The organism is Hyphomicrobium nitrativorans NL23 (assembly GCF_000503895.1).
Classification (GTDB): domain Bacteria; phylum Pseudomonadota; class Alphaproteobacteria; order Rhizobiales; family Hyphomicrobiaceae; genus Hyphomicrobium_C; species Hyphomicrobium_C nitrativorans.
In genome coordinates, this window is sequence record NC_022997.1 from 906,533 (window position 1) to 931,369 (window position 24,837).

Annotated in this window: 23 protein-coding genes; 10 read left to right on the plus strand and 13 right to left on the minus strand. The window is 59.5% G+C overall.

All coding sequences use genetic code 11. From position 1 onward, the window contains the following. Positions 1-120: 120 nt before the first annotated feature. Together W911_RS04245 and W911_RS04250 are read left to right on the plus strand one after the other, a co-directional pair. Positions 121-1,545, plus strand: coding sequence for a DUF6513 domain-containing protein (locus tag W911_RS04245; RefSeq protein ID WP_023786275.1), 1,425 nt, complete (start codon positions 121-123; stop codon positions 1,543-1,545). Between the two features lie 122 nt (positions 1,546-1,667). After that, the gene (locus W911_RS04250; RefSeq protein ID WP_023786276.1) at positions 1,668-3,473 is read left to right on the plus strand and encodes a monovalent cation:proton antiporter-2 (CPA2) family protein; all 1,806 of its coding nucleotides are present in this window, start codon (positions 1,668-1,670) and stop codon (positions 3,471-3,473) included. A gap of 77 nt (positions 3,474-3,550) precedes the next feature. On the opposite strand, the gene ppk2 is transcribed toward W911_RS04250, so the two are convergent. The 4 genes from ppk2 to W911_RS18290 form a co-directional block, all read right to left on the minus strand. Beyond that, positions 3,551-4,474, minus strand: a complete 924-nt coding sequence (gene ppk2 / locus W911_RS04255; RefSeq protein ID WP_023786277.1) for a polyphosphate kinase 2 — start codon at positions 4,472-4,474, stop codon at positions 3,551-3,553. A 95-nt stretch (positions 4,475-4,569) separates the two neighbouring features. Continuing rightward, on the minus strand, positions 4,570-4,914 hold the full coding sequence (fdxA, locus tag W911_RS04260; protein WP_023786278.1) for a ferredoxin FdxA: 345 nt from the start codon (positions 4,912-4,914) through the stop codon (positions 4,570-4,572). Between the two features lie 60 nt (positions 4,915-4,974). After that, a complete protein-coding gene (locus W911_RS04265) occupies positions 4,975-5,478 on the minus strand; it encodes a cytochrome P460 family protein (RefSeq protein ID WP_023786279.1) in 504 nt (167 codons plus the stop codon). A 66-nt stretch (positions 5,479-5,544) separates the two neighbouring features. Next, the gene (locus tag W911_RS18290) at positions 5,545-5,691 is read right to left on the minus strand and encodes a hypothetical protein (protein ID WP_023786280.1); all 147 of its coding nucleotides are present in this window, start codon (positions 5,689-5,691) and stop codon (positions 5,545-5,547) included. A 190-nt stretch (positions 5,692-5,881) separates the two neighbouring features. On the opposite strand from W911_RS18290, the gene W911_RS04270 reads away from it, so the two are divergent. Then, positions 5,882-6,283 (plus strand): DUF488 domain-containing protein, encoded by a 402-nt coding sequence (locus W911_RS04270; RefSeq protein WP_023786281.1) that lies wholly within the window; start codon positions 5,882-5,884, stop codon positions 6,281-6,283. Here the strand turns inward: W911_RS04270 and W911_RS18865 are convergent. Further along, entirely contained in the window at positions 6,270-6,395 is a 126-nt protein-coding gene (locus W911_RS18865) for a hypothetical protein (protein ID WP_023786282.1), read from the minus strand. The genes W911_RS04270 and W911_RS18865 overlap by 14 nt on opposite strands. After that, on the minus strand, positions 6,392-6,676 hold the full coding sequence (locus tag W911_RS04275; protein ID WP_023786283.1) for a hypothetical protein: 285 nt from the start codon (positions 6,674-6,676) through the stop codon (positions 6,392-6,394). The genes W911_RS18865 and W911_RS04275 overlap by 4 nt, the downstream gene beginning before the upstream one ends. 235 nt (positions 6,677-6,911) lie before the next feature. Between W911_RS04275 and W911_RS04280 the strand changes: the two genes are divergently transcribed. After that, positions 6,912-7,352, plus strand: coding sequence for a MarR family winged helix-turn-helix transcriptional regulator (locus W911_RS04280; RefSeq protein ID WP_023786284.1), 441 nt, complete (start codon positions 6,912-6,914; stop codon positions 7,350-7,352). Between the two features lie 33 nt (positions 7,353-7,385). On the opposite strand, the gene W911_RS04285 is transcribed toward W911_RS04280, so the two are convergent. The 5 genes from W911_RS04285 to W911_RS04305 form a co-directional block, all read right to left on the minus strand. After that, entirely contained in the window at positions 7,386-8,348 is a 963-nt protein-coding gene (locus tag W911_RS04285; protein ID WP_144083504.1) for a hypothetical protein, read from the minus strand. 217 nt (positions 8,349-8,565) lie between these two features. Beyond that, positions 8,566-10,296 (minus strand): exopolysaccharide transport family protein, encoded by a 1,731-nt coding sequence (locus tag W911_RS04290; protein ID WP_023786286.1) that lies wholly within the window; start codon positions 10,294-10,296, stop codon positions 8,566-8,568. Positions 10,297-10,477: 181 nt separating this feature from the next. Further along, positions 10,478-11,425, minus strand: coding sequence for a glycosyltransferase family 2 protein (locus W911_RS04295; protein ID WP_081717627.1), 948 nt, complete (start codon positions 11,423-11,425; stop codon positions 10,478-10,480). 166 nt (positions 11,426-11,591) lie between these two features. Further along, complete coding sequence (locus W911_RS04300; protein ID WP_023786290.1) at positions 11,592-12,686, minus strand: glycosyltransferase family 2 protein; 1,095 nt, start codon at positions 12,684-12,686, stop codon at positions 11,592-11,594. Continuing rightward, positions 12,673-14,046, minus strand: coding sequence for an oligosaccharide flippase family protein (locus W911_RS04305; protein WP_081717628.1), 1,374 nt, complete (start codon positions 14,044-14,046; stop codon positions 12,673-12,675). Before W911_RS04305 ends, W911_RS04300 begins: the two co-directional genes overlap by 14 nt. Before the next feature lie 705 nt (positions 14,047-14,751). Here W911_RS04305 and W911_RS04310 point away from each other — a divergent pair. Both W911_RS04310 and W911_RS04315 read left to right on the plus strand, forming a co-directional pair. Then, positions 14,752-15,987: a polysaccharide biosynthesis/export family protein gene (locus tag W911_RS04310; RefSeq protein WP_023786292.1), complete on the plus strand. Its 1,236-nt coding sequence runs from the start codon at positions 14,752-14,754 to the stop codon at positions 15,985-15,987. A gap of 364 nt (positions 15,988-16,351) precedes the next feature. Then, a complete protein-coding gene (locus tag W911_RS04315; RefSeq protein ID WP_051388677.1) occupies positions 16,352-17,728 on the plus strand; it encodes an exopolysaccharide biosynthesis polyprenyl glycosylphosphotransferase in 1,377 nt (458 codons plus the stop codon). Between the two features lie 97 nt (positions 17,729-17,825). Here the strand turns inward: W911_RS04315 and W911_RS04320 are convergent, their stop codons facing one another. Next, positions 17,826-19,031, minus strand: coding sequence for a glycosyltransferase (locus tag W911_RS04320; RefSeq protein ID WP_023786295.1), 1,206 nt, complete (start codon positions 19,029-19,031; stop codon positions 17,826-17,828). A gap of 94 nt (positions 19,032-19,125) precedes the next feature. Next, positions 19,126-21,012, minus strand: coding sequence for a hypothetical protein (locus W911_RS04325; RefSeq protein ID WP_023786296.1), 1,887 nt, complete (start codon positions 21,010-21,012; stop codon positions 19,126-19,128). A gap of 205 nt (positions 21,013-21,217) precedes the next feature. Between W911_RS04325 and W911_RS17180 the strand changes: the two genes are divergently transcribed. The 4 genes from W911_RS17180 (at position 21,218) to W911_RS04345 (ending at position 24,815) form a co-directional block, all read left to right on the plus strand. Then, positions 21,218-21,859, plus strand: coding sequence for an HAD family hydrolase (locus tag W911_RS17180; RefSeq protein WP_023786297.1), 642 nt, complete (start codon positions 21,218-21,220; stop codon positions 21,857-21,859). Then, positions 21,849-22,775 (plus strand): phosphotransferase, encoded by a 927-nt coding sequence (locus tag W911_RS04335; RefSeq protein WP_023786298.1) that lies wholly within the window; start codon positions 21,849-21,851, stop codon positions 22,773-22,775. Before W911_RS17180 ends, W911_RS04335 begins: the two co-directional genes overlap by 11 nt. A gap of 4 nt (positions 22,776-22,779) precedes the next feature. Further along, positions 22,780-23,832, plus strand: a complete 1,053-nt coding sequence (locus W911_RS04340) for a glycosyltransferase family protein (RefSeq protein WP_023786299.1) — start codon at positions 22,780-22,782, stop codon at positions 23,830-23,832. 440 nt (positions 23,833-24,272) lie between these two features. Continuing rightward, the gene (locus tag W911_RS04345; protein WP_041317408.1) at positions 24,273-24,815 is read left to right on the plus strand and encodes a class I SAM-dependent methyltransferase; all 543 of its coding nucleotides are present in this window, start codon (positions 24,273-24,275) and stop codon (positions 24,813-24,815) included. Positions 24,816-24,837: the final 22 nt, after the last annotated feature.

The following is a 24,837-nucleotide window of genomic DNA, read 5'->3' on the forward strand; positions in this document are numbered from 1 at the left end:
TTTACGACGATCCCGCCGATTTCGGCAAATGCCGCGATGCGGCTTGCGCGAGCGGCAGGGCGATAGCACATTCGGCATCGGGCCGCTTCGGCCGAGAACGGACTGAGAAAGCACTGCGATATGGCGGAACGTGTCGTGCTCGTTACAGGGTCGCTGGCCGAGTCGCGCGTCCAGCGCGTCGCCGATCAGGTGGCGGGCGATAAGCTGGAACCGATCGTCGCCAACGTCGGCGTCAAGGTGGCGGCGCTGATGACGACGGAGATCGTCGAACGGCGGCTCAAGCTGCCGGAGGCGGCCGACCGCGTTGTCATGCCGGGCCGCTTCCGCGGCGACCTGGAGCGCCTCTCGGACTTTTTCGGGACCCGCTTCGAGCGCGGTCCCGACGAGGTTGCGGATCTTCCCGAATATCTCGGCCATGCGAGGGGCAAGGTCGATCTCTCGCGGCACAACTGCACGATCTTTGCCGAGATCGTTGACGCCACGCTCATGACGCCCGACGAGATCGTGGCGCGCTCGCGCAAGCTTCGCGCGGACGGCGCGGACGTGATCGATCTCGGGTGTCTTCCCGACAGTCCGTTTCCGCATTTGGAAGACGCCATTGCCGCGTTGCATGCGGATGGCGCGAAGGTGAGTGTCGATTCCTTCAACTCCGAGGAACTCTTGCGGGCGACGAAGGCGGGCGCCGACTATCTGCTCAGTCTTTCCGAGAAGAACATCGGCATCGCGGACGAGGGGCCCGCGGTTCCGGTTCTCATTTCCGCGGGCGCTGCAGACGCCGCGAGCCTCGACCGCGCGATCGACATCATGATCGCCAAGGGCAAGCCGTTCTACGCCGATCCCATTCTCGACCCGATCCATTACGGCTTCGCGGCGTCGGTGGCGCGTTACGTGGATCTCAGGGCGCGGCGGCCGGATATTCCGATCCTCATGGGCATCGGCAATCTCACCGAACTTACGGACGCGGATACGACGGGTATCAACGCGGTGCTGATGGGGCTGTGTTCGGAACTCAACATCACGGCCGTTCTTGCCGTGCAGGTGAGCCCCCATTGCCGGACGGCGATCCGCGAGTTCGACCGCGCGCGGCGCGAGTACTTCGCCGCCAAGGAGGCCGACGCGCTGCCGCAGGGGTTCGGGGGCGGCCTGATGGCACTCCGTGACAGGCGGTCGTTCGCTACGACGTCCGATGAGATCACGAAGCTTGCGGGCGAGATCAAAGACCAGAACTACCGCATCGAAGTGGCCGAGGACGGCGTCCATATCTACAACCGTAACGGCCATCACGTTTCCGGAGATCCGTTTCAGCTCTATCCGCATCTCGACACGCGGCAGGATGCGGGGCATGCCTTCTATCTCGGCGTCGAAACGGCGCGCGCGGAGATCGCCTGGCGGCTCGGCAAGCGCTATGCGCAGGACGAGCCGCTGTCGTTCGGCATCGTGGCGGAGACCCGCGGATCGGCCGAGGATGCGCATCTCATGAAGTTCAAGGATGCGGGTTCCACCTTCGCGAAGGACAAAAAGAAGGACGAGGCCAGCGAGGCCTAATGCGCGCTGGGTAGTTGGCGCGGAATTGCTTAGTTGCGCAGCCCTCAGGAAGAACGGCGCGCTTGCCAGCCTTCCGGTTTTCCCTGACATTCCCCGGAACTCCACAAAGGGAAACGGGGACCATGGCTGCTGAAGGTTTGGCGCAAACGATCGGGCCTGTGGTCGTGCTGATGAGCGCAGCGGTGGCGGCGGTTCCGCTGTTCCGCCGATTGGGGCTCGGCTCGGTGCTGGGCTACTTCATCGCCGGCATGTTGGTGGGACCCTCGTTTCTCGGGCTCTTCACCAATCCCGGCTCCATCCTGCATTTCGCCGAGCTCGGCGTCGTGATGTTTCTGTTCGTGATCGGCCTCGAATTGCGTCCGCAGAAACTGTGGGCCATGCGCGGCCAGATTTTCGGTCTCGGTCTCGTGCAGGTCGGCGGCTGTATCGGCCTGCTGACCGCCGCGGCGGTTTATCTTTTCAATCTTTCTCCGGCTGTCGCCTTCGTTGCTGGGGCCGGTTTCGTGATGTCGTCCACCGCCGTCATCATGTCGATCCTAGCCGAGCGGGGCGAGATCGCCAGCGCGAACGGCCAGAAGTCGGTCGCGATCCTCCTGTTCGAAGACCTGATGATCGTGCCGTTGCTTGCGGTGGTGGCGTTTCTGTCTCCCGCCGCGCAGGGCGAAGCCGGGCCGGAGGGCATTGCCATCGCGCTCGGAGCGCTGGCGTTGCTCGTCGTTGCCGGACGCTATCTGCTCGATCCCTTCTTTGCGCTTCTCGCCCGCTCCGGTGCGCGGGAAGTGCTGACCGCGGGTACGCTGCTCGTCGTGCTCGGATCGGCGCTGTTGATGGAGGTCTCGGGACTCTCGATGGCCATGGGCGCCTTCATAGCGGGCGTCATGCTCTCGGGGTCGAGCTATCGGCATCAGATCGAAAGCGACATCGAGCCGTTCCGCGGCCTTTTGATGGGTCTTTTCTTTCTCGCGGTCGGCATGTCGCTCGATCTTGGCGTGGTGGCGGCGGACTGGCCGCTTGTGCTGGCGCTGCTGGCCACGTTCATGGCGGTGAAGGCGGTTGGCGTCTACGCCGTCGCGCGGATGTTCGGATCGTCCAATGTCACGGCGCTGCACCGAACGTCCGTCTTCGTGCAGGGTGGCGAGTTCGCATTCGTTCTTTATCTTGCCGCGACGAGCGGAGGCCTTTTCACCGATCATCAGAACGCGATCTTCTCGACTGTCGTGATCCTGTCGATGGCGTTGACGCCGCTGATCCTGATCGCGACCGATCGTTTCTTGCGTGAAAAGCCATCGCTCGCGGGCATGGAAGCGCCGCGCGATCTCAAAGGGCAGGTGCTGATCATCGGGTTTGGACGTTTCGGACAGCTCACGTCGCAAATCCTGCTCGCGAAGGGCGTGGACGTTTCGATCATCGAGAACGATCCGGACATGATCCGCGCGGCGGAGCGCTTTGGCTTCAAGATTTTTTTCGGTGACGGAACGCGGCTCGACATCCTGCGTCATTCGGGCGCGGAAGATGCCGAAGTTATCATGGTCTGCGTGGACGATCCGAAGGCGGCCAACCAGATCGTGGAACTGGTGAAGCACGAATTCCCGATGGCGCGGCTTCTGGTGCGGGCGTTCGACCGCGAGCACGCGATCGACTTGATCCGCTCAGGCGTGGATTATCAGATCCGCGAGACGCTCGAATCGGCATTCCTGATGGGAGCGGAAAGCCTGCGCGCACTCGGTTGCGACGAGGACAGTGTCGCGGAAGCCGTCGCCGATATTCGCGAGCGCGACGCGGAGCGGCTCACGATGCAGGTTCAGGGCGACTTCATGTCGGGGCGCGACAGGCTGCATACCAAGCCGGTGCCCGAGCCGCTGACCCAGACCCGCCGACTATCTGACAAGACGGGCCCGATAGCTCCGGTAGACGAAACGAATTCGTAAGTACCCGCGCTCGACGCCGGCGCCATTCCCGAGGGGCGTGGCGCCAGGCATCAGAGCTTTCGCACGTTGGGCGGCCGTCAGTACTTGCCCGGGACGTAAAGTTCGTCCGGCACGGGCTTGCGCTGATAATCCGGTTTATAGATCCGCTCCGGCAGGTGAACCTGCGATCGCCCGATCTCGTCGTAGGGAATTTGCGTCAGAAAGTGCGCGATGCAATTGAGGCGCGCGCGCTTCTTGTCGACGGCGTCCACGATCCACCAGGGTGCTTCCGGGATGTGGGTTCGCTCCAACATTTCCTCTTTCGCTTTGGTGTAGTCCTCCCACCGCTGGCGGGATTCGAGATCCATGGGCGAAAGCTTCCATTGCTTCAATGGGTCTATGTTGCGCATGTGAAAGCGCAGATGCTGTTCGCGGTCCGTGATCGAGAACCAATACTTGATCAGGATCGTGCCGGAACGGACAAGCATCCGTTCGAATTCGGGTACGGAGCGGAAAAACTCTTCGACTTCGTCCTCGCCGCAGAACCCCATGACACGCTCAACGCCCGCGCGGTTGTACCAGGAGCGGTCGAACAGCACGATCTCGCCGCCTGCCGGCAGATGAGAGATGTAGCGCTGGAAGTACCATTGTGTCCGCTCGCGGTCGTTGGGGGCGGGCAGAGCGGCGATGCGGCAGACACGAGGATTGAGGCGCTGCGTGATGCGCTTGATCACGCCGCCCTTGCCGGCTGCGTCGCGTCCCTCGAACAGGACGACGACTTTGAGCTTGTTATGAGCGACCCAGTCCTGAAGTTTGACGAGTTCCCCCTGAAGGCGAAACAGCTCACGAAAATACGTTTTCCGGTCGAGTTGGCCCTCGGTTTCCGGCTGATCGTCGCCGGACAACAACTGATCCAGGCGCCCGTCGTCGAGCTCCATTTCGAGCTCTTCATCGAACGAGTCGATGGCTTCGTCCTCAAGCCTTTGAGATAGAATGGATTTTTTAGTGTCGACGTCCGACATTCGGCCTCCGATGCAGTGAAGCGCTCTCTGAAGGGCAGAATGTTCTCGCCTTTGCTACGGTTTCATGACGGCTGTCTTATCGTGCGGCCTGACGGTCAGGCGACATCCTCCGAGGCGGGGAGCGGAGAGAGCTCGTTTGCCTTTCCCTGGCGGCCGTTTTCCGCATCGGCATTCGGCAGCGGCGGCTTTTTGCCCGTGAGGTTGGGCCACAGGTCCGCGTATTTGCGATTGACCTCAAGCCAGTGAGCGGTTGCCTGAGGCTCCGCGTCGGAGAAAATCGCATCGGCCGGACATTCCGGGACGCACACACCGCAGTCGATGCACTCGTCCGGGTGAATGACGAGCATGTTCTCGCCTTCGTAGAAGCAGTCCACGGGGCAGACTTCCACGCAGTCGGTGAATTTGCACTTGATGCAGTTTTCTGTGACGACGAAAGTCATTGTGCCTCTATCTTATCATCCCATGCTGGCGTGGCGACGGTTCTTTTCCGGCGTGGGACGTCATCGTGCCAGATGCTCCAGCGAGAACAGGTGCTGAGTGCCGGCGAGCGGTGCGTGGCATTGCCTGCAAGCGTTAAGATCCTTTTCCAAGCGCTTGCCTTCGGGGCTGAAAATCGCGAAGTCCCAATCTCCGTTGCGCAGATCCTCAGGCATGGCGGCGCCCCAGTTCTCGCCTTTTTGCATCACGGCAACGGCGGCCAGCTTGTCGCGTATGCGCAGGCCTAAGCTGCTTTTTTGCACCTTGCCGTTTTCGTCTTTCCTGGCCGCATAGATCTCGCCGACGAGCACCGAACCGTTCGGCAGCTCCCTTCCGGCTTGAGCCGCTTCGATTGCGGTGTCGTTCGCGAACAGATGGATGATCTGATCCTCATTCTGGATGCGGTCAAGATTGAGATAGTTCGTGAAGGTGCTTTTGTAGTCCGATGGGAATGCAATGCGTTCGTCGCCGGCAACGGCTGCGCTCGCGATCAGGGTCAGCGCCAGGAACCATGCTGCTTTCGACATAGAGGGCGTCCTTTTCGGTTTTTTGGGGAATGCGAAAGTGTTGCGTCTAGGTGCATTGGTTTCGGCTCACGGCGTGCCCCAGCGAATGGCGAGCAATCCGTCTTCATGGTCGATCTCTTCCGCATCGGTGGTGTCCCTTGCGCTCTCTTCCGGATTTGGGACCGCATGAGGAGACACGTCGGCGGGAACCGGCTTCTTAAGCGCAAGGGACATAAACCTCTTCCTTGAATCGCTCGCTTTGGATTTTGCAATAAGATATAAATATAATATATCTTTAAGCGTTGCACGTCCAGATAAGAGGTGCGGGTCTGCATCAAATAGTCGTGAGAGGGATCTCGGGGGCACTGCCGTACGTTTAGACCGCGACGCGGACGACGTCGAAACTTCAGTGGATGAAAATGGAATGACGCCGCGGAAAAGAACGTCTTCGCCCGGTAGCGAGATCTCTCTCAAGCACGTTTATGCTGAGCCGTCTCGCGGTGACGGGACGCGTGTTCTCGTCGATCGGATCTGGCCCCGCGGAATGCGCAAAGAAGCCGCTCAGATCGATACGTGGCTGAAGGATATCGCGCCTACTACGGAGTTGAGGCGTTGGTTTCACCATGACATCGCGCGGTGGCCGGAATTCGAACGGCGTTACCGTCGAGAGCTTACCGCAAATGAACGAAGCCTCGCCGTTCTGGAAGATCTGGCGCGGCACGGCCGGATCACCCTGTTGTTTGCCGCGGCGGACATCGAGCATAACAACGCGACGGTGTTGCTCGATTTTCTCAGGCGACGGCTCGCCGAGCCTACCAGATCCTGAATGCGAAAAGGTGGATCAACAGGAACCCGGATATGAGTATGGCGAGAAAGATTGCGGTTTGCACAGGGTCGTCGCGTTCGTGCTCCTGGTCGTCTTTGGGCTCGGTGCTCATGAGGGCCTCCAGTGCGATTCGGGACGGCGATGTGAGCGCGTTCGGCTGGGTGCCAGGGTGCGGTCGCCCATCCAGCGCCCGAGGGCAAAGGCGATGTAGAAGAGCGCGAAGTTGAGGAAAAGGTGCGCCAGAACGCGCTCCGTGTCGTAGCTCCATGACAGCGCGGCCACCAACGGGCCGCTGGCGGTGAACAGGGCGGCGGGTGCGATCCAATGAGATTGTGCAAAGCCGAACCAGAAGAGAAGGATCGCCAGGAGTAGGGCTACGGTCGCGATAAGCATGACGTTACCTCCCTTTCAAGGGCCGGAGCGCGCGGGTGGCTCCAGACAAGCTGTGGCGACATCGAAGTAAAATCGTTCCTTCCCGCACAAAGGCTCTAGTGCCGATGCGTTCCTCCGGCGTAAGGACAGAACGGGCTGCCGGATGGGGACGGCCCGCGCACGTCGGTGCGGTTCGTCCGTCATGCCGACTTCTCCAATATTGCATCGTGATACGATATATTCAAGGTATGACCTCATGGCCAAGGCTGCGCGCGCGAAATTTCCGAAGCAGAGCTATGTCGCGCTTGCGGAATTCAGGTTTGCGTTGAGGCAGTTTTTTGCGTTCAGCGAGCAAGCGGCGGACGAGGCTGGCCTAAGCCCTCAGCAGTATCAGGCTCTGCTGGCGATCAAAGGCGCACCCGACGGTTCCGAGCTTGGCATCCAGGAAATCGCCGCGCGGCTGATGATCCGTCATCACAGCGCGGTCGAACTCGTGAACCGGCTTGAGAACAACGGCTTCGTCGTGCGGGTAAAAAGCAAAGTCGATGCGCGGCGGGTTCAGGTTCGGACCACGGCCAAGACGGAGCGGATCATGGATGGGCTTGCCGCGGCTCACCTTCGCGAGCTTAAGGGAATCCGGCCTGTGCTCGATCAGTTGCTTGCCGAGTTCGATCTGGCTGCGGACAAAGGCGATTGAGCAGGGACGGGTTATTTCGGCGCCGGGTTTTATTCAGGGATCGATATAGGCGGCCTCGGCGAAGGGGTTCGAGGCCTTGCGGCTTGCGAACAATAGAGTCCACTGCGCCGCAAGCTTGAGCCGGAGGTACATAGAGCCAAAATAGCCGCGCTCCCTGCGCCAGTTCGTTCGGTCCGTATAGCCGAGGTAGGTCCAAAGGAATTCGCGTCGGACGTAGGAACGACACTCGTCGAGCGGCATCGGCTGAGATCGTGGCATTTGAAGGAATGCGTTGGCCGTCGTTTGCAAAGCGCGTGCTTGCTCGGCCGTGACACCAGCCGGGTGCCACGCGTCCTCGACGGAGTGGGAGAAGATGGAAGCGAACGTCACGAGCGCCATATAATAGTTGCCGAGCGGCGTGAGATGGACGTCGTCGGAGACGAGGCTATCAACCGTGGATCGGATGCTCGGGCGCGTTATGCCTTCGATGCCCGGCTTCTGCGTGGCTTGCTCAAGCAGGTAGGCAAGCGCGCTTGCTGCAGGCAATGACACGATGCGGTCGTGGCCTCCATCGGCGACAAGTGTCCGGTTCATTTCGGCGATGACGCACTGCCAGACGGGTGCCGCGGCCCTTTCATACGCGATCCAACGCCTCGGATCGCTTTTATCGTCGAGCGATAGCCACGGCTCATAGAAGTGGATAGTTCCCATAGGGTTGTGGGTCGCGAAACGGCGCTGATAATCTCTCAAGTAACGAATGGTGTCGTTCCATATGAGAGATCCAAGCAGATGGTGCTGCTCGGTCATGAGGAGTACGTCGTAAGGTGCGGCTCTCCGGCGATGGAATTCGTCCAGCACGTCGATCGGTGCGTTCGAGCGATCGATGCCTTGTGAGTATCCGGTCCACTGTCCTTCACCCGATACGCCGCCGTGAGATCGCTCTTTGATGGACGATCCATCCAGATGCTGCCGGTTCCAAGAGAGCTGAAAACCGAAGCCGGCTGCGATTTTAGCCACATTGCTAGGGATCGGCTCATTCGTGAGGCTGTGGCCCGATACGAATATGCTTTGCGGCGCTGGCATACGGCGATCTCCGGATTTTGCCGACGAAACGCTGGCGATTCCGAGCAACAACGCAGCGCCAATGCCCGTGATCGCTATCTGACAGATCGTTCGTTTCCGGGTGCGAACCTTCAGGCGTCCGTGATTGGCGTTTCCCTCACGGTGCGCCATCTCATTCCGTCTCCCCACGGGCGCCGATGAGTTGAATACCTCCTCTCACACGATCGCTAAAACGGGTTCGATAGGACAGGCGAGTGCCGTGGACGGAGTTGTTCTGGCGCGACCAGAAGGTGTTTTGCGGCGACAGGGTCCAACGCATCTGCTTCGTATTTACTTTGTTCAGCACCGATCCAACGAGCCGATCCTGGAAGGAGGATGCGGCGTTGATGCCCACCTCGATATTGTTCTTCGATGCCTGCTTCCATCCCACGACCAGAAGGAATCCGTCGACAAAGTGGGCTGATGCCCGGATGTCGCCGCCCATGCCGAGTGTCGGCATATCGAATATAATGAGGTCGTACGTTAAGCTGGCCTCTTCGAGGAAACGCCGGAAGGCGTCCGTCCAGATGTTGGTGGCGGTGCTTTCCGACCTGCCGATGGGCATAAAATTCAACTTGGTGTGAGGTTCGACCAGGACGTAAGCGTCCAGGTAACTTTCCTCATCACGTAAATAGTCGATGAGGCCCGGGCTGCCTTCTCCCGCGAGGGTGCGTGACAGTTCGGGATCGTAGACGTCGCCATCAACGAGAAGAACGCGCTTGTTCGTGGCTGCGATCGAAAGCGCAAGAGCGGTCGCGATCGTGGATCGTCCCTCTCCCGCAAACGTAGAGCTGACGCCTAGGCAACGAAGCCCCCGGCCGCTGAAGCAATCTTGGCATGCGGCTTCCACGTTTCGAAGCGTGTGCCATGTGGGTGACGGGGGATCGCGGAGCACGTTCTCCAGAAGCCAGGGGTGGACGCTGAAGGTTCTCTCCGCGTTGTCCGTAGCCGCAGCCGCATTCGCGTCGGGATGCGGACCTGCATCGGCATCCGTCTCATACGTCTCGCTGGGAGCGTCTTCGACGATCTCGGTGACGGGCAGCATTAGATCGGGTAGCAGGGGAACGGTGCCGAGGCACGCTGTCCCGGTCGCCGCCGCCGCCTCTTCCGGCGTTACGACACGGCGGTCGATGAGCTTCCAGGCAATTGCGGCTGCGACGGCCAAGCCGCCGCCGATAATCGCGGCTGCTGCGATTATGAAGATGCCGCGGAGGTTACCCTTGTGCGGGGGAGGCAAAGCTTCCGCAATGACGCGTGCTTTGGGCCCAACCTCCCGGAGGCGATCCCGCAGCCAACTGCTGCCCGACTGGGCGGCATCGAGCCGGGCCGCATTCAGCTCGGCAATGTAGGATTTCGCAAATTCATTGGCGACACGAGCTGCCACATCCGGCTGCTGCGATGTGTAGGATATCTGGACAACGTTGCTTAGGCCTGCACGGTCGACCACGAAGCCGCGACGCAGCTTCTCCAGGGCCGCTGCCTTGCGTTCAACCGAAGCGTCGGCGTCGAGCAGTTCAAGCGTATTCAATACGCTGAGCGCGACCCGATCGGACCGGATGATCTGAAGCTGCGTTTCGAGGAAGGCGGGATCGGGATGCGTTTCGGCGAAAAATGTATCCTCTCGACTGAACGTCAGCCGGAGATTGGTCAGTTGCAGCTGTGTGGAGGCGGTGTAGATCGGCGAACGGAAAACGACGAACAGAGCAGCAAGCGTTATCAGAATGAGCGGACAGACGATGATGAGCCAACGGCGCTGCAGGACCGCAACAATTAACCATCGTAGGTCGAACGCGTCGCTTGTGGATACTGGATCATCAGCATCATATGCGACCGACTTCGGCCTATCGCTATTCTTGTACAACATTGGAAATCGCTTCTCGCATCGCGCGTATGATCGAACGCCGTGAAAAAATCTGCAAGGCGCGTGCCACGGTCCGTGGCGGGGTGCATGTTGCTCATTCGCAGACCCAGTTCAGCCTTGCGGGCCCGCGATGTCCGATCATCGAGATAAAGTACGTCGCGTGAGGTTCTTCCACCGTGGGCCGCTATCGATGGTTAACGGAGATGCCTAAAGCGCCGAGCATCCGTCCGAGGCCCTGGAGAAAGACAGCCGCGGCCGAGTGGGCCTCCGGAGGCTGTCCACGGGCTAGCCGCATCGGAACCAGCGTTGACGCCGCCGCGATCATCCGCCCTCCGCGGAGCAGCGCGCGCAGCCGTGTGGCGCCACCGGATGCCACCGTCGTTAGCGATTCCGTGTTGCCGTACCAGAACCGGCGCCGGAGTTGATACTTGAGTGTGAGGCGCTGGGCGGGCACCTGCTCATAGACCACGGCTCGCGACGCCCGACGGTTTCTGAAACCCAGCTTTCGAGCCTGGATCATGAACATCGCGTCCTCTCCGCCCGTCCGTCCAAAATCAGGGTCGAATTGAATGCCGGTGCTGCGAATGGCGTCGGCGACGAGCAGCATATTTTTCATGTAACCTTCGGTTACGAATTCTCCGTCCTCTCCTTCCAGCGGCGGATCGAAGTAGGGGCCTTGGTGCACCCACGACGGAGCTTCTTCCGGGAATCGGTCGATGCATACGCCGGTCACCATTTCCGCGTCTCCGATCTCATGCACCTTCAAGAGTTCGGAAAGCCAGCCTTCGCCCGGAAGGCAGTCGTCGTCGATGAGAGCGATCAGCCTTGCCATCTCGATGCCGCCGCTTATGGCCAGGTTCCGGGCGATGGCGATGTTGCGCGATCCTGCCGGAATGTATCGTACGCCCAGATCGAAACCAGAGGCATCCCGCTTCGCGGCGGCCTCGGCGGATTTCTCAGGATCGTCGTCCACTAAGACCACGCCGACGCGCGCATAGCCGGAGACGCGCTCAGCCTCTTCCCGGATCCGGTCCAGGAGTGCAGCGATCATTTGAGGCCGTCGGTATGTACAGATACACACGGCAACGCTCAAAGGGCTTTGTGACGGTGCGGCACAGCCGGTCTTTTCCATGACACCTAGCTCCGTAAGCCGACCGATGCTGACGCATCGGCCGCGTCGTCATGTGTCGTGGCCAGATAGGCCGCAAGCGCAGAGGTGACCTCCGCCATGTTCGCAAACCTATCGAATGTCATTGTCATCGGATGTATCTTGGCGCCGAGTGGGCAGGCTTCTCTCGTTACGGTGTCGATGTGAGCCCCGAGGGGCTGAGCGTCAGGTGCGGGCGCTTTCTCAACTTGCGGAGCGCGCGCGGTATCAGCCACGATCTTACCGTCAGGTACTCCCTGTCGTTGTGTCCGAACCTGCTGCGGTGCTTCAGATAGCGTTGCATCATGATCGGTTTGCGACGGTTCCGTAAACAGGAACTGAACGACAATACGCGCGATAGATCGTGAGACGGCTGCATCACACGCGTCATCAGTGCGGTCAGTTGGCGGTGCTCGTCCGAAAAATCGGTGCGCCCTGGAATGTCGATGAGTTGCATTGCGTGGTTGCAGAACGGTGCGGGATCGAAAGGTTCCAGACCCTCCCGTTGAGACAGCGATGCGACCATGTAGCGAGAGATGTCGAGTGCAACCTGAGACTGGGCGACAAACTTCGTATAGCCGACATTATTGCCGTGCAGGCGGTAAAGAAGGAGACGCTCGGGGAGGTTTGCGCACCGTCCGAGAAATGCAAGCTGGGCGAAAAGGAAATAGTCCTCAGCGAGGGCCGGAATCGTGGTTCGCCGTTCGCTCGGAAGCCAGCGCATGAAATCGATGCCGTAGCGTACTTCAAGCTGTCGCAGGGTGTCGTGCCGGTAGAGAACTGTCGGATGGAGCAGAGGCGTGAAGAACAATGCGTTTGCGGTGACGCCGTGCGCACTCGTCGGGTATTCGATGTGACCGAGAAATTTGCCGCTGGCATCGAGTGTGGTGGCGTTCGATCCCACGAGATCGAGGGCCGGATCGGTATTCATCGCGGAAACGAGAGATTCGAGACGGTGCGGAAGCGAAATGTCGTCGGCATCCTGGCGCGCGACAAAGCGAGAGTCGCACAAATCCAGTCCCTTGTTCAGCAAATCCGAAAGCCCATCGGCTTCAAGGGATCGGATCTGCACGCGCGGGTCTTGCTCGCCATGACTTAAAGCGATTTCGGCGCTTGCATCGTCGGAGCAATGGTCGAGAACCCACAAGCGCCAATCCCGATGAGTTTGGTTGCGGATGCTCGTGATGGCCTGCGAAAGGTACTCTGCACCGTTTCGCACGGGCAGTAGGATGTCAATTTCCGCCATCGAGCCTCCCAAAGAGACCCGCGATCTCGTTCAGAGGTATGGTGTCGAACGCGCTGCCAAAGCCCGCCAGCGACCGAATTCCCGACATGACGAGAATGATCGATAGGAAAAGGAGGGTCGCGCCTGCGTCCTGAGTCAGAAAGGAGAATTGCTCGCGCTTCTGGGCGACTCCGAGGATGGCGTAGCGTCCTAGATCGCTCAGAGCGACGACCATGGTGGCTCCCAGTATGCCCAGATATAGATAGGCGAGGGGAAGAGCTATCAAATAGTAGACAAGTTTGATTGCGTTGGCGATCACGGCATATGACGGTTTGCCGAAGCCCAATATTGCGTACTCATTGATGGAGCATAGGATGGCGAGCCACACGCCAAAAAGGAGTATGGGTAGCATCCAGCCCGCCTCGTGATAGCGCGCGTCGTAGACGAGATGAACGGCGAGATCGGCGACAGAGATGCCAAAGGCAATGCCGACAGCCGCCACTACAAGCAGCTTGAAGCGGATAGCCGAAAGGCGGGCACGGGTATCTGCGCGGGCATGGCCCTGCGCTTCGGAAACCACCGGGAACACCACGGAGTATCCGATCCGTGAGGCTAGAAGGATTGGCATGTCGGCCAATGTCCGCGCGATGGCGTACACACCGACAACGGCCAGGGGGGCAACGTGACCGATGTAGAGGCGGTCGAAGCTCATGCAGAGGAACATCAAGATGGACGAGAGGAATATCCAACGCCCAAAGGTCAGGATCTCCCACGCGTGGGCCTTATTGAAGGCGAACCTGTTACGGTCGTTTGTGAGGAAATAGCTCGTCCCCGTCCGAATGAGCGCAGCGATCAACACCGCGATCATCAGGGAGTTGATTGTGGGGCTCACAAGGGCGGCCATAATGATGATCGCTGCACTCACGACATCCTGAGCGAGGTCGAACATGGTGAGTTTGGCGAGTTGCAGCCGGCGATGCAGGAGAAGCAGCGAGGTCGAGGCTAATCCTGCGACGAGGAGGATCGCTCCGCTCAAGACGAATGCGCTTTCGGGGACGGAGTACAATCGTCCGATCGGTGCGGCGCAGATGAGCAGCACAACGCAAAGAAATGCGCCGCGCACGATCTGCATGATCCAGGCTGTATTGAAAAATTCCGGTCGGTCGCCGGCCTTGTTCTGGATAACATTTTGGGCGAGTCCGACGTCAGCGCTCAGGTCGATGCCCTGCCTGACCGTGTTCACGATCATGACCATGCCGAATGTCTCGGGCGTCAAGAGCCGGGACAAAATGATGTTGGATCCGAAACGGGTAACGATGGAAACCGTGTAGGTACCTACGGTCCATGCGACGCCACGGGCGACTTTGCGGGTTGCAGTCAAGTGTTCACCCCTGCTCGTCCTGCATCGCGGCGATGTCTCCTAGTGCGTTTTCCGATCCGATGGAATCGGATCGGACGCTCTCTATCTTTGACGAGACCGATGATGGACGCTTCAGGCTGATAGGGCCTGAAGCGATCATGGTCCCTTGAGTTAGACCGATGATTCACGCTTCGGACTGATAGGGTCCGAAGCGATCATGGTCTAGCAGCCCGATCCACTTTAACGCTCCGATCCCGTCTTCGGCCGAACCGTTTCAAGCATGGGCATGCCGCGTACGGACGGCACTTCGGGTCACATATCCCGCCCGCAGCCATTGACCGGGCTCGTCGAGTGCCGGAGCAAGAGACGGACGATCCTGCACGGGCTATGTCCCGATTTGGGACGCAACGTTTCGGCGCGACGGCACCTCCGCATAGATCAGCAAAAGTTAGGCCATGCGTACGGGCCGGCGTGTGGCGCGGCGCGCCGAGTCATGGGCTGCGTCCACAACGCCCCGCTCGCGCGGTTCTTACGGCATGTCGTGAATTGGGACGCTTCGGCTGCACGACGCGTTTCTTTTCAATCGGGCCCGCGCACGAAAATTATCTTGTTGTGATCGCGGTTTAGCTTGCTCTTTAGGCGTGCGACTCTGTTTGGTCTGGCATTTGCATCCCCGGCATTTGCATCGGGGAGTCGCATAGACGACCCCGCTCGGAGCGAGTGCAAATGAAGCGTGGCGTCCATCTCGCGGTTTTGACCCTCATCCTATGGACCGCTCCGGTCGTGGGGGCGCAGGATGGCGCAAGCTATCGTCTCGGCGTGCTGGACCGGGTGCGTATCCATGTCCACGAGTGGCCGGTTTTAACGGGTGAGTTTCCCGTCGGCGCAAACGGCGCGCTCGTCCTTCCGATGCTCGGCAACATCCCGGCCGAAGGGCTCTTACCTTCTGAGTTGGCCGCCGAGATCGGAAATCGACTGCAGGCCAAGGCCGAGCTTAGCGCCGCGCCGGATACGACCGTCGATATCTCTCAATATCGCCCATTTTACATCCTGGGCGGTGTCGAGCGGCCCGGGGAGTATGCCTACAGGCCGGGAATGATGATCGTGAATGCGGTTGCGATTGCCGGCGGTATCTATCGCCCGGTGCGAACTTCCGATTGGGGATTTGAAAGGGACGCCATTACGGGGCGGGGCGACTTGCGGCTTGCGGCCGTCAAGCGCGATGAACTGAGCGCAAAAGAGTTGCGGCTCAAGGCAGAGGCTGAGGGCCTGGAGATGTTTCCAGCGGTGCCCGAAAGTTTGTCGCGTGCAGCGATGAGGTTCGTCGATGAGGAGCGCCTTCTCTTCGACGCTCGTCTCCAACAATACCGCAAGCAATACGATGCGCTCGGTGAAACGGTCATCTTGATCGAGGGTGAGATCGATAGCCTTGAGGGGCAGTTGGTGGCTGCGGGCAAGCAACGCGAATCTATCGCCAAGGAACTCACCGACACGCGAGACCTCGTCGCGCGGAAACTTGCGCCGTTGCCGCGCATCTTGCCGATCGAACGGACGCTCGCTCAAATCGAGCGAGAGCAGAAAGAAATCCATACGGCGATCATGCGTGCCCGCCAGCAGATCAATGCGACCAAGATACAACGAGACACTTTGACGGAAGAGCGTCGCAGCACGGCTGTGTCGGAGCTGCAGGTTCTCAAAGTGGAACGGGAGGAGCTTGACGAGCGGGTCGAAACTGCGACGCGGCTGATTGCGGGGTCCGGCATTTCGCTGGCAACGCAGCAGGAGTCCGGCGAGATCGAGCCGACGCCGACTTTCGTCATCGTCCGCCGTCAGGGCGGAGCTGTCTCAGAGTTCAACGCCAAGGAAACGACGGCACTTCAGCCCGGCGACGTCGTGAAAGTCTTTCGTTCGCAGGATGTCGGCACCTCGCAGCATTCCCAGACGCCTGGCGCCGTCAGATGAGCGTAAAACCATCCGATCAGCCGAACGGGATGACCGCCAAGATCCGGTTTCAGGCGCGTTTTCCGCAGCTCATCGCGGGTGAGGTCAATGAGACCGGGGTCCGCAGATGCGTGGCGCCGCTCTCTGGGGAAGGCGCCCTCGGGCGCGCGTTCCGGGCGGGGCGGGAAGCCGAATAGTTATGGCTAATGCTCAAATTAGTAAATTAAACGTTGAAAACTGTCCCATAGTCCCCTAAACGACTCTTAACGTTCCAGTTTTGTGCGTCCCCATGCTTTCCGTAACGCGTATAAGAACTTCCAAGGCTGGCTTGAACCCCGTTCTTGCGGGATCCTTCAACGCCAAGCCTGTCGCTGCGCGTCCACGCGTGACCACGTCCTTGGGACGGGTCAGGGCTACGTTGGTCGTCTCAGACGCATGCTCTGTGCTGTTCTCCGCGCTCGTCACCAAGCTTCTCTATCTCGACCTGATCCTTGGGACGGGCCAGCCGTTGCTGCCGTACGTTGTGGTAGGGCTCGCGCTCGCTGCGATCCTTGTTCCGTTCTATGAGCAGATGGATCTCTACCGAGACGAAGTCATCGTTTCACCGCTGATCGGTTTCGGAAAAGTCTGGGGCGGACTCGCGCTCTCCTTCCTCGTGACGCTCGGTCTGCTCTACACGCTTAAAGTCGCAGAAGACTTTTCGCGCGTTTGGATTTTCGCGTGGTTCGCGGTTTCGGCCGCAACCGTCGTTTATGCGCGGTCTCGGTGTTTGGCGTGGCTCAGGAGCAAAGCGTGGAGCGGGCAAATCCGTTACCGCGTGGCATTGGTCGGCACGGCCGAGCACTTGCTGAAAATAGAGGCGCATCTCGCGTCCTCGTGCCCGCTGAGCGAGGTTGGCGGTAAGTACCTCGTCGGAACGGCCAACGATTATTCGGCGTTCGACGGAAATCTAGATGCTCTGCACCGTGAGATGATGGGCGGAGCCTACGATCGCGTCATCATCTGTGTGCCATCCAGCGAGCATGCTCTTTTGTGCGCGACCACTCGGAGTTTGGCTTCTTTCTCCGCAGAATTGCTTCTTTGCACGGATATGAGCGAGTACCCGGTTGCGGTGACTGGATCGCGGGCGATCGGCAGCGTTCGCATGGATGTGGTGAATGTCGTGCCGCCGTCGGAGCGCTCTCATCTCGTGAAAGTGTTGCTCGACCGCGTTCTAGCCACTGTGGGCATCGTCGTCCTCCTGCCTTTATTGGCGGTGGTTGCGATCGCGATCAAGCTCGACAGTCCAGGTCCGGTGCTTTTCGTTCAACGTCGCTACGGACAGAACAACAAGATCTTCGGGATATTCAAGTTCCGTACGATGCACGTCGCCGATGACGGGCCGGCAATACGCCAAGCTCAGCGTAACGACCCGAGGGTTACGCGGGTTGGCCGGTTTCTTCGCCGTACGAGCATCGACGAACTGCCGCAACTTTTAAACGTGCTGTTGGGAGACATGTCGATCGTTGGCCCTCGCCCGCACGCGATTGCGCACGACGACGCTTTCGAGCGCGAACTCGATCTCTTCTCGCGGCGCCGCCGCGTTCGCCCGGGGATCACAGGTTGGTCGCAGGTGAACGGGTTCCGGGGCGAAACGCCAACGACGGAGTCCGTGCGTCAGCGGATGGAGTATGACCTCTACTACATCCAGAACTGGTCGATTTGGCTGGATCTGGAGATCATCGCGCGCACGGTGCTCGTCGTCGGCAGAGGCGCCTACTAAGCCGGGGTTCGGATAGCGATCAATCGCCGTCAGACGAACCGTCGGTACGATCGAGTGCCTTTCTTTTTGGCCTCAGGTCACGACCGCGGCATCGTTCTCAAGCGCGAGCAACGTCAGCAAACAGCTTGCGCAAGCCGGCCGCATTGCGATGCACGTCATGCGTTTCGAGGACGCGCCGGCGCCCTTCCTGTCCCATTTCGACCAGTTTGGCGGAGGGCGTCTCAAGCGCGGCGATCATGGCGCGTTCGATGTCTTCGATTGAGCCCGCGGGAACGAGCCAACCACAAGTGTGGTCCACCAGCTCGGGTATGCCGGCGATGTACGTCGAGATGACGGGACGGGCCATGGCAAATGCTTCCATGATCGCCACGGGCAGCCCCTCGGCGAAGCTCGGCAATAGAAATGCACGGGCTTGGCCGAGCGTCTGGCGGACTTCGCCGTTGCTGCGCCAGCCCATAAGGACGACGTGATTGTCCATGCCGAGGCGATGGATCGCCTCTTCGATCGCTTCACGGTTTTCACCATCGCCAATCAGAAGAACGCGAACCTGCGGATACCTCCTGGCGACCCGGGCCGTCGCCTCGACAATCAGGACCTGAGCCTTATGTCGAGAAAAGCGGCCGACGCACACGAAAGTGGAATTGTCATCGAACGGTGTCTCGCTCGGTGTGAACGTGTCCGCGTCGACGCCGCAACGCACGATCTTTAGCTTGCTCCAGACATCGATGCCGGCAGCGCTCGCCAGCTGCGCCCGGCAATAGTTGGAGATGGCAGCGACAAAGCGTGCCCGAACGATTTTTTCGCGAAGCGATAAGCTTACGGTGTTCTCAAAGTCGTCCGGGCCGTGGACGGTGAAGCTGAAGCTGGGGCCGCCGAACCTTTCGGATAACAATGCGACGGCTGCGGAGTTGGCGGCAAAATGCGTGTGGAGGTGCTGGATGTTGTCCTGCGTGGTCTGTCTCTTTAGAGATGCCGCCTCCAACAGATACGCACAGTGGCGGACGAAGCCGCCCCCGGCGTTGCGGACCAGACGCTGCCAAGTCCCAAGCGCGCGCATCAAGCCTATCGGGTTAAATAGCGCTTCGGCGATGAAGTCGAAGATGAGCGCCGACGTTCGTCCCGTAAGAATGTAGCGTGTGCGACCCTGCTCGCTCTTGTCATTTTCGTCGACAAGAGGTTGATGCCATTGGCGAATTGCGTAACGCTCGATCTCGACGCCCTGTGCCTCTAACGCCTGGATTTCATCGCGAATGAAGGTCGTGCTGGTCATGGGGTAGGAGTTCATCAAGTAACCGATCTTCATTCGTCATTTCTCCAGCGAAACACGATCTGAGTTGTTGCCGCTCGATCGGCCAGGCGCAAAATATCGAGTTACTTCGGCAGGCTCATCCGGAGCGTCAGAGCTGAAGGTCACGGCGGTTCGCTGCAATCAAGATCTGGTCCATCGTGTTCATTCGCCCACGCGCATCCTCAGCAAGGCAGCCGGCGATTTCTCCGGCTGGCATGGCCTCGGCTTCGAGCAGGCGGCCCATGCGCACCGGAAGACGCCTCACATCGATACCGGCATGCCAGCACGTTCGAGCCAGGCTGGCATGTCCGTGGTAATCGGGCGTGCAATCGAACATGCCAAGTGCGGCAAGCTCAGGCACAAGCCGATAGGTTTCCGCATAGGTGCGCATCACCTCAGGCGTGCCGATAGCGAGCTGATCGCCGATTATGGGATGGGTGTACTGATGTCCAAATCCGATGTCGGCATAGATCACGGGGGCGGTTGCCGCCCTGATGAGGTCCGTCCATGCGAATGCGGCGAGACCAAGCTCCTTGTCCGGACGAATGCGGAGCACCAGATCAAATTCGGCTTGCCGTTTGCCGACTAACTCATGGGCCGCCGCAATCTTGTAGTGCAGTTTTCTGCTGTTGGGCCAATTGGCGAAGCAGTCGGCGGTATCGTCCTCGATCACGACGTCGTCCGTACCGTAGAAGGCACAAAGGTCGGATTTGGAGACTTCGCCACTTTGCCCAAGTCGAAAGAATAGATTTGGGTAGCGCGACATAGCCTCGCTCAGCCCTATGCGCTGAACCTGCTCGCGATACGCGGCGCAGAACTCTTGCCCGGAAAACGGCAGAAAGGCGCGATGGGGCTCCGCGCCGGAGCGGCCGACGATTTTCCATGTGTGTACGAAGAAGTGGCAATCGGCTCCCTGCAGGATCGTTCGACTCCACGAAGGAAAGGCACGCCTGTAGCCACGCAACTGTCCGGATACGCACACTGCTATGCGAGGCCGGCGATGGCCAAGTTTCAGAAAGGGCATTTTTTGCCCGCTAAGTGCGCGGACAACATTGATCGCTTGCCAATGTTTCGAAGCCAGACGGCGCGCGGCGCGTTCTGCTTCCGCGCCGTTGCTCTCATGTGTGTGTAAGGCCGCCCATTGTCTTCCTCGCGCTTTGGCATTGTCCTGTAACATCGGTGTGCGGGTCTCAAACCCAAGCGCGATGGCGCGCAGCGAGAGCGAGCGAATAGCAGCGATATCATCGTCGGATCTGCCTTCACCGCTGCCGCGCGCGTCCAGAGCGTCGATGACTGCGGGGAGAAGGGGATCGAGCGAGCTGCCTTTCGTGATCCAATGGAACAGGATGATCTGCCAGGGCGCGTATCGGCGCGCGATTTCCTGAGCTGAGCTTGACTTCAAGAGTTGGTCGATATCGTCGATGTTGTCTTGAAAGTTTTCGCCATCGAATGCCCAATTGTAGGGTAGCGAAAAATGTGGACGTGTGAGATGGGGTAGGAGTTGCGCGTGCCATAGAGAGATCTGGTCTCGATAAGGCCACCCTTTCAGATGCTGGCGCAAGAGAAGAACCATAAGAAGAAAGCTGGGCGAGCGATCTCCTTCTTCCCAAAGGGAAGAGAGGGTCGATTGCAATGCCGCAGCCGACTTTGCAAGTGCACCTTCGGTTTTGGCGGAGTGGCTGCTGGCGATACGCGCATGCAGTGCCGGCGCGGCATCGGGTGTGGCATGCTGAAGAACGAGGTTCCTATAGAGCGCGATGCGTCGCGGTTCCGGCCATTCGGCCAAAAGGGACGGGTTCAAGCACGCCGCGAAAGCGGCCCGGGACGCTGCCTGAAAGGCATCGTCCTGTTGTCGCGGACCGAGGAGACTGGGCTCTAGAACAGCCAAAGCTTCCGCTGTTTCCCCTCTTTCCTCGAAATCCAGGGCAACGCGGACGGGATCATGGGGCGAGCCCGATTGGGATTCGTTGTACGTCGCGCTCATCACGTTGACCAAATTTACGATCGAGAGGGCTTATTCCGGTATCGTTACGGTAAAGTGCTGCGCACGATCAAAAACCGAGGCGCGCTTCGGCTTATCGTAGCGTTTTTTTACCGGCGCTCGGTGGTTAAAATAAATCGGTCAGCTAGCTTCGTTCCGCGATATCGATAAAAAGCGTATGCATAGAAACCTGTCAAACCGTGAAGATTGCCCTTGGCCTTTGGGTATCGATCTCAAGCCGTTCGACGCGCTTCTTTTCGATCTCGACGGGACATTAGTGAACACGATGCCTCTTCACGGGCGCGCGTACAGCATGGCTTTTGAGACGCTCGGCTACCACTTGCGGGAGGAGGATTTTCTCGCTCACGTCGGTCCGCCTGCCAGGATCGCCATTGCGGCCTTTGCGTCGGCGGCGGGGATGGGGCAAGTCGACGAGGCTATGATCCGTACGATCCATAGGGAGAAGAAGAGGTTCTTCAGTCGGATCCTTGCCGAGCAGAAACCGGAAGCTCTGACGGCGTCGAAATTGCTTGGCGATCAGGGGCGCGGAAAGCGCATGGCAGTTGTGTCCTCGGGAAATCGCGAAGGTGTCGATGCGATCCTTCGCAGAATGGAATGGACCGAGCTTTTTGATGTTGTCGTGAGCGGCGATGACACGGAACAGGGAAAGCCGGCGCCCGATCCCTATCTGCAAGCGGCCACGGCTTTACATGTGCCTGCCGCGCGCTGCCTCGTGTTCGAGGATACCGAGGCAGGAGTTCACTCAGCCACCGCGGCAGGGATGAACGTCATCGACGTGACGCGTCCTGGCGCGGTGGTGTTGGCGTCGGTCGATCGTGAGCGGCGGGCCAATGCTCAGTGAGCCCGAGAACGCCGGTGCTCGCCACCCTGCGCTACGGAAATACCGAGATACGTTTCTCCTCTCCGGTTTCTCCGGCGCTACAGTCGCGCTGGTTCTGGATCCGGCAAGACCATTCGTTCGCAAGGCCTCCAATCGCCGGGAGGGCAACGCCTCGCTCAAGGAACAGGCGTTGCGGCAGCAGGAGCTGGCTAAGCTTGTGGCCGGTTGCGCGTCGATGCCCGACGTGCTCGACATTGGCGAGTGCGACGGGCTCCTGTACTTCGATATGCCCTTTATTCCGTCCCGTGACGCCGTGAATTTTCTTTCCCATGGGACGTTCGATGGCATCATCGAATTCGCCGAACGTCTTGAGAGGCTGTTGGAGCGGCTTGCGAGCTCGCCTCCAGTCGGAGATCATCCGCTTCCGCCTTCGAAAGGCCTCGTCGTCGATAAACTGGCGCAGATTCGCGAAAGGACATCCGCGCAATTCGCGGCTGCGCTCGCTCCTTTGCAGTCGGCCGTTGAGTTGATGGACGATCTGGTGCCGGGCGGACACCCCACTGCCGCGCACGGCGATCTGACGTTCGAAAACATCCTGGTCGATCGAACCGGCGGCCTGTGGCTGATCGATACGATCCCCTCGCCGTTCGATCACTACTGGATCGACTGGTCCAAGATTTTCCAGGAATGCGAGGGGCTGTGGCACGCTCATCGTGGCCGTCCTCTCGCGCGCGGAGTGACGTGGTGGCTCCGTCAACGCATGCTCGGCGTCGCTACGCGTCTCGCGCCCGAGTATGTGTCCCGCCATTACATACTTCTCGGGTTGACGTTCGCTCGAATACTCCCTTATGCGAAGACCGATGCGGATCGTGCCTTTGTCGCAAAACGCGTAGCGGAATGCGGTCAGGCAGCGCTGGAACCGATGCAAGCGAGGTGAAGTCATGCGTATCATCGTTCCGTGTGCGGGCCGATCGTCGCGTTTTCCTGATATGCCGCCGAAATGGATGCTGCCCGACCGCGATGGTCTGCCGATGGTCTATCGGGCCGTCGCGGGGCTCGGCGTTCCGGCGGATGATCTCATCTTCACCATCCTGCGAGAGCACGAAGAGCGGTTCGGTGCGAGGGAGGGTCTTCGCGCCGCCTTCGGGCGCGAGATGAACTGCATCGTGCTTGACGAGCCGACCCGAAGCCAGTCGGAGACGGTCGTAGAAACGATCCGCCGCGCGGGCGTGGAAGGTCCGTTCATGATTAAAGACAGCGACAATTATTTTGAGACGGGGCGTCTTCCAACCAACGCAAATTATGTTTGCGTTGCGTCTTTAAGCGCATTCAGCCAGATCAATCCGCAGAACAAAAGCTATGTCCTGGTCGATCAGGAGGATGCTATCGTAAACTTCCGAGAGAAGCAGGTCATCTCGGATCTGTTCAGTGTCGGGGGTTATTGTTTCGCCAACACCTCGGATTTTCTCTCGGCGTACGATGCGCTCACAGCGCAGGTGCCGCTTTCGGCAGGTGAACTCTACATTTCGGAGATCATCAGCTACCTCGCGATGAACGGGCACGTTTTCCGGATCAAGAGGATCGAGAAGTATCAGGATTGGGGGACAGTGCATGAGTGGCGGGATTATCTGAAGAAGCACCGCGTGTTCTTCGTCAGTATCGACGGCTTTTTGCTGGAGCAGGGTTCGCCGTATTTCAAGCCTCGGTTCGAGGACGTCAAACCTCATCCGGTCGCGCTTGAGGCCGTCCGGACTCTGATCGGCGAAAATCAAACGATTATCTACCTTTCGATCCGCTCGCCCGACCTGGAAGCCTTGACGCGCAAACAGCTCGCCGATCTCGGGCTACCCGATGGGCCGATACAATTCGGATGCGATCTCGCTCAATGGGTCTTGTTGACGTCCCCTCATCCCAGCCAGCCTTTCGAAACGGGCCGGTCCATCGAGTGCGCCCCTGACGATCCGAACATGATCGAGAAGCTTCGTCTGGGATGACGCGAGACACCGAGGATCGGCTGGCGGGCGGCTCGTCCAACGGTCTTCGGCTGGTGCTCGCGCGGGCCGAGTTCGTCGTGGGGCGAGTGTGTCAACGCAACCGTCATGAGACGCGGGCGTTAGGGATGCGGACGGCCTTCACGCGGCCTTCGCAACGGCCGGACGTCAATCCAATTACCACGTTGACCTCGCACTCTTGCCTGCCTGGTGGCTTCTCGGTAATTTCCCTGCGGAAATCGTTTTCCTGAAGGATTGCAAGCGGATCGCTGGGACCGTCCCGTGAAATTCCGTTCTTTCCAAATTATCGGATGTAGTCGGACGTAATGGCGAAAAAACATGTAAGGCTGCGGACATTCGCATACTTTCTCCGACCCTATCAGGCACGTGCAAGACGACGGCGTTCCGCGGCGTTTACGGCGGCGATGAACCTTCGTCCCGGCATGAGGGTGATCGACCTCGGCGGCGCTCCGATGATTTGGCAATTTATCGATGTTCCCCTTGAGATCACACTGCTGAACATTGAGTTTTCCGAGACGGCTGCTGCGGAGGCTCGCCGCTACAGTCAGCATAAGTTTCATTTTCTCGAAGGCGATGCGTGCGACAACGATTTGCCGACGCAGAGCTTCGATCTCGCGTTTTCCAACAGTGTCATCGAGCATGTTGGAGATGAGGCCCGGAGAGCTGCTTTTGCGCATCATGTGCGGCGGCTCGCTCCAAAGTACTGGGTCCAGACGCCTGCGAAGTATTTTCCGATCGAGGCTCATAACGGAATGCCATTCTGGTGGTATTACCCCGAGTCGTTGAGGCAGAGATTGATCCGGAGTTGGCGGGCTGAGCTGCCCGCTTGGACGGAAATGATCGAGGGAACGACGCTCGTCGAGCGGAAGGAGCTTCAGACCATTTTTCCGGATTCCAGGATTTTCACGGAACGCGTATTCGGCATTCCGAAATCCTATGCAGCTTTTCGAACTGACCGAGGGTAACCCCTGCGAGGGTTAGGCGAGC

Bases quoted from the DNA above. Each gene is read 5' to 3' on its own strand.
- W911_RS04245 (WP_023786275.1), top strand. From the start codon at position 121: ATGGCGGAACGTGTCGTGCTCGTTACAGGGTCGCTGGCCGAGTCGCGC.
- W911_RS04250 (WP_023786276.1), top strand. From the start codon at position 1,668: ATGGCTGCTGAAGGTTTGGCGCAAACGATCGGGCCTGTGGTCGTGCTG.
- ppk2 (WP_023786277.1), bottom strand. From the start codon at position 4,474: ATGTCGGACGTCGACACTAAAAAATCCATTCTATCTCAAAGGCTTGAG.
- fdxA (WP_023786278.1), bottom strand. From the start codon at position 4,914: ATGACTTTCGTCGTCACAGAAAACTGCATCAAGTGCAAATTCACCGAC.
- W911_RS04265 (WP_023786279.1), bottom strand. From the start codon at position 5,478: ATGTCGAAAGCAGCATGGTTCCTGGCGCTGACCCTGATCGCGAGCGCA.
- W911_RS18290 (WP_023786280.1), bottom strand. From the start codon at position 5,691: ATGTCCCTTGCGCTTAAGAAGCCGGTTCCCGCCGACGTGTCTCCTCAT.
- W911_RS04270 (WP_023786281.1), top strand. From the start codon at position 5,882: ATGACGCCGCGGAAAAGAACGTCTTCGCCCGGTAGCGAGATCTCTCTC.
- W911_RS18865 (WP_023786282.1), bottom strand. From the start codon at position 6,395: ATGAGCACCGAGCCCAAAGACGACCAGGAGCACGAACGCGACGACCCT.
- W911_RS04275 (WP_023786283.1), bottom strand. From the start codon at position 6,676: ATGCTTATCGCGACCGTAGCCCTACTCCTGGCGATCCTTCTCTTCTGG.
- W911_RS04280 (WP_023786284.1), top strand. From the start codon at position 6,912: ATGGCCAAGGCTGCGCGCGCGAAATTTCCGAAGCAGAGCTATGTCGCG.
- W911_RS04290 (WP_023786286.1), bottom strand. From the start codon at position 10,296: ATGTTGTACAAGAATAGCGATAGGCCGAAGTCGGTCGCATATGATGCT.
- W911_RS04295 (WP_081717627.1), bottom strand. From the start codon at position 11,425: ATGGAAAAGACCGGCTGTGCCGCACCGTCACAAAGCCCTTTGAGCGTT.
- W911_RS04300 (WP_023786290.1), bottom strand. From the start codon at position 12,686: ATGGCGGAAATTGACATCCTACTGCCCGTGCGAAACGGTGCAGAGTAC.
- W911_RS04310 (WP_023786292.1), top strand. From the start codon at position 14,752: ATGAAGCGTGGCGTCCATCTCGCGGTTTTGACCCTCATCCTATGGACC.
- W911_RS04320 (WP_023786295.1), bottom strand. From the start codon at position 19,031: ATGAAGATCGGTTACTTGATGAACTCCTACCCCATGACCAGCACGACC.
- W911_RS04335 (WP_023786298.1), top strand. From the start codon at position 21,849: ATGCTCAGTGAGCCCGAGAACGCCGGTGCTCGCCACCCTGCGCTACGG.
- W911_RS04340 (WP_023786299.1), top strand. From the start codon at position 22,780: ATGCGTATCATCGTTCCGTGTGCGGGCCGATCGTCGCGTTTTCCTGAT.
- W911_RS04345 (WP_041317408.1), top strand. From the start codon at position 24,273: ATGAGGGTGATCGACCTCGGCGGCGCTCCGATGATTTGGCAATTTATC.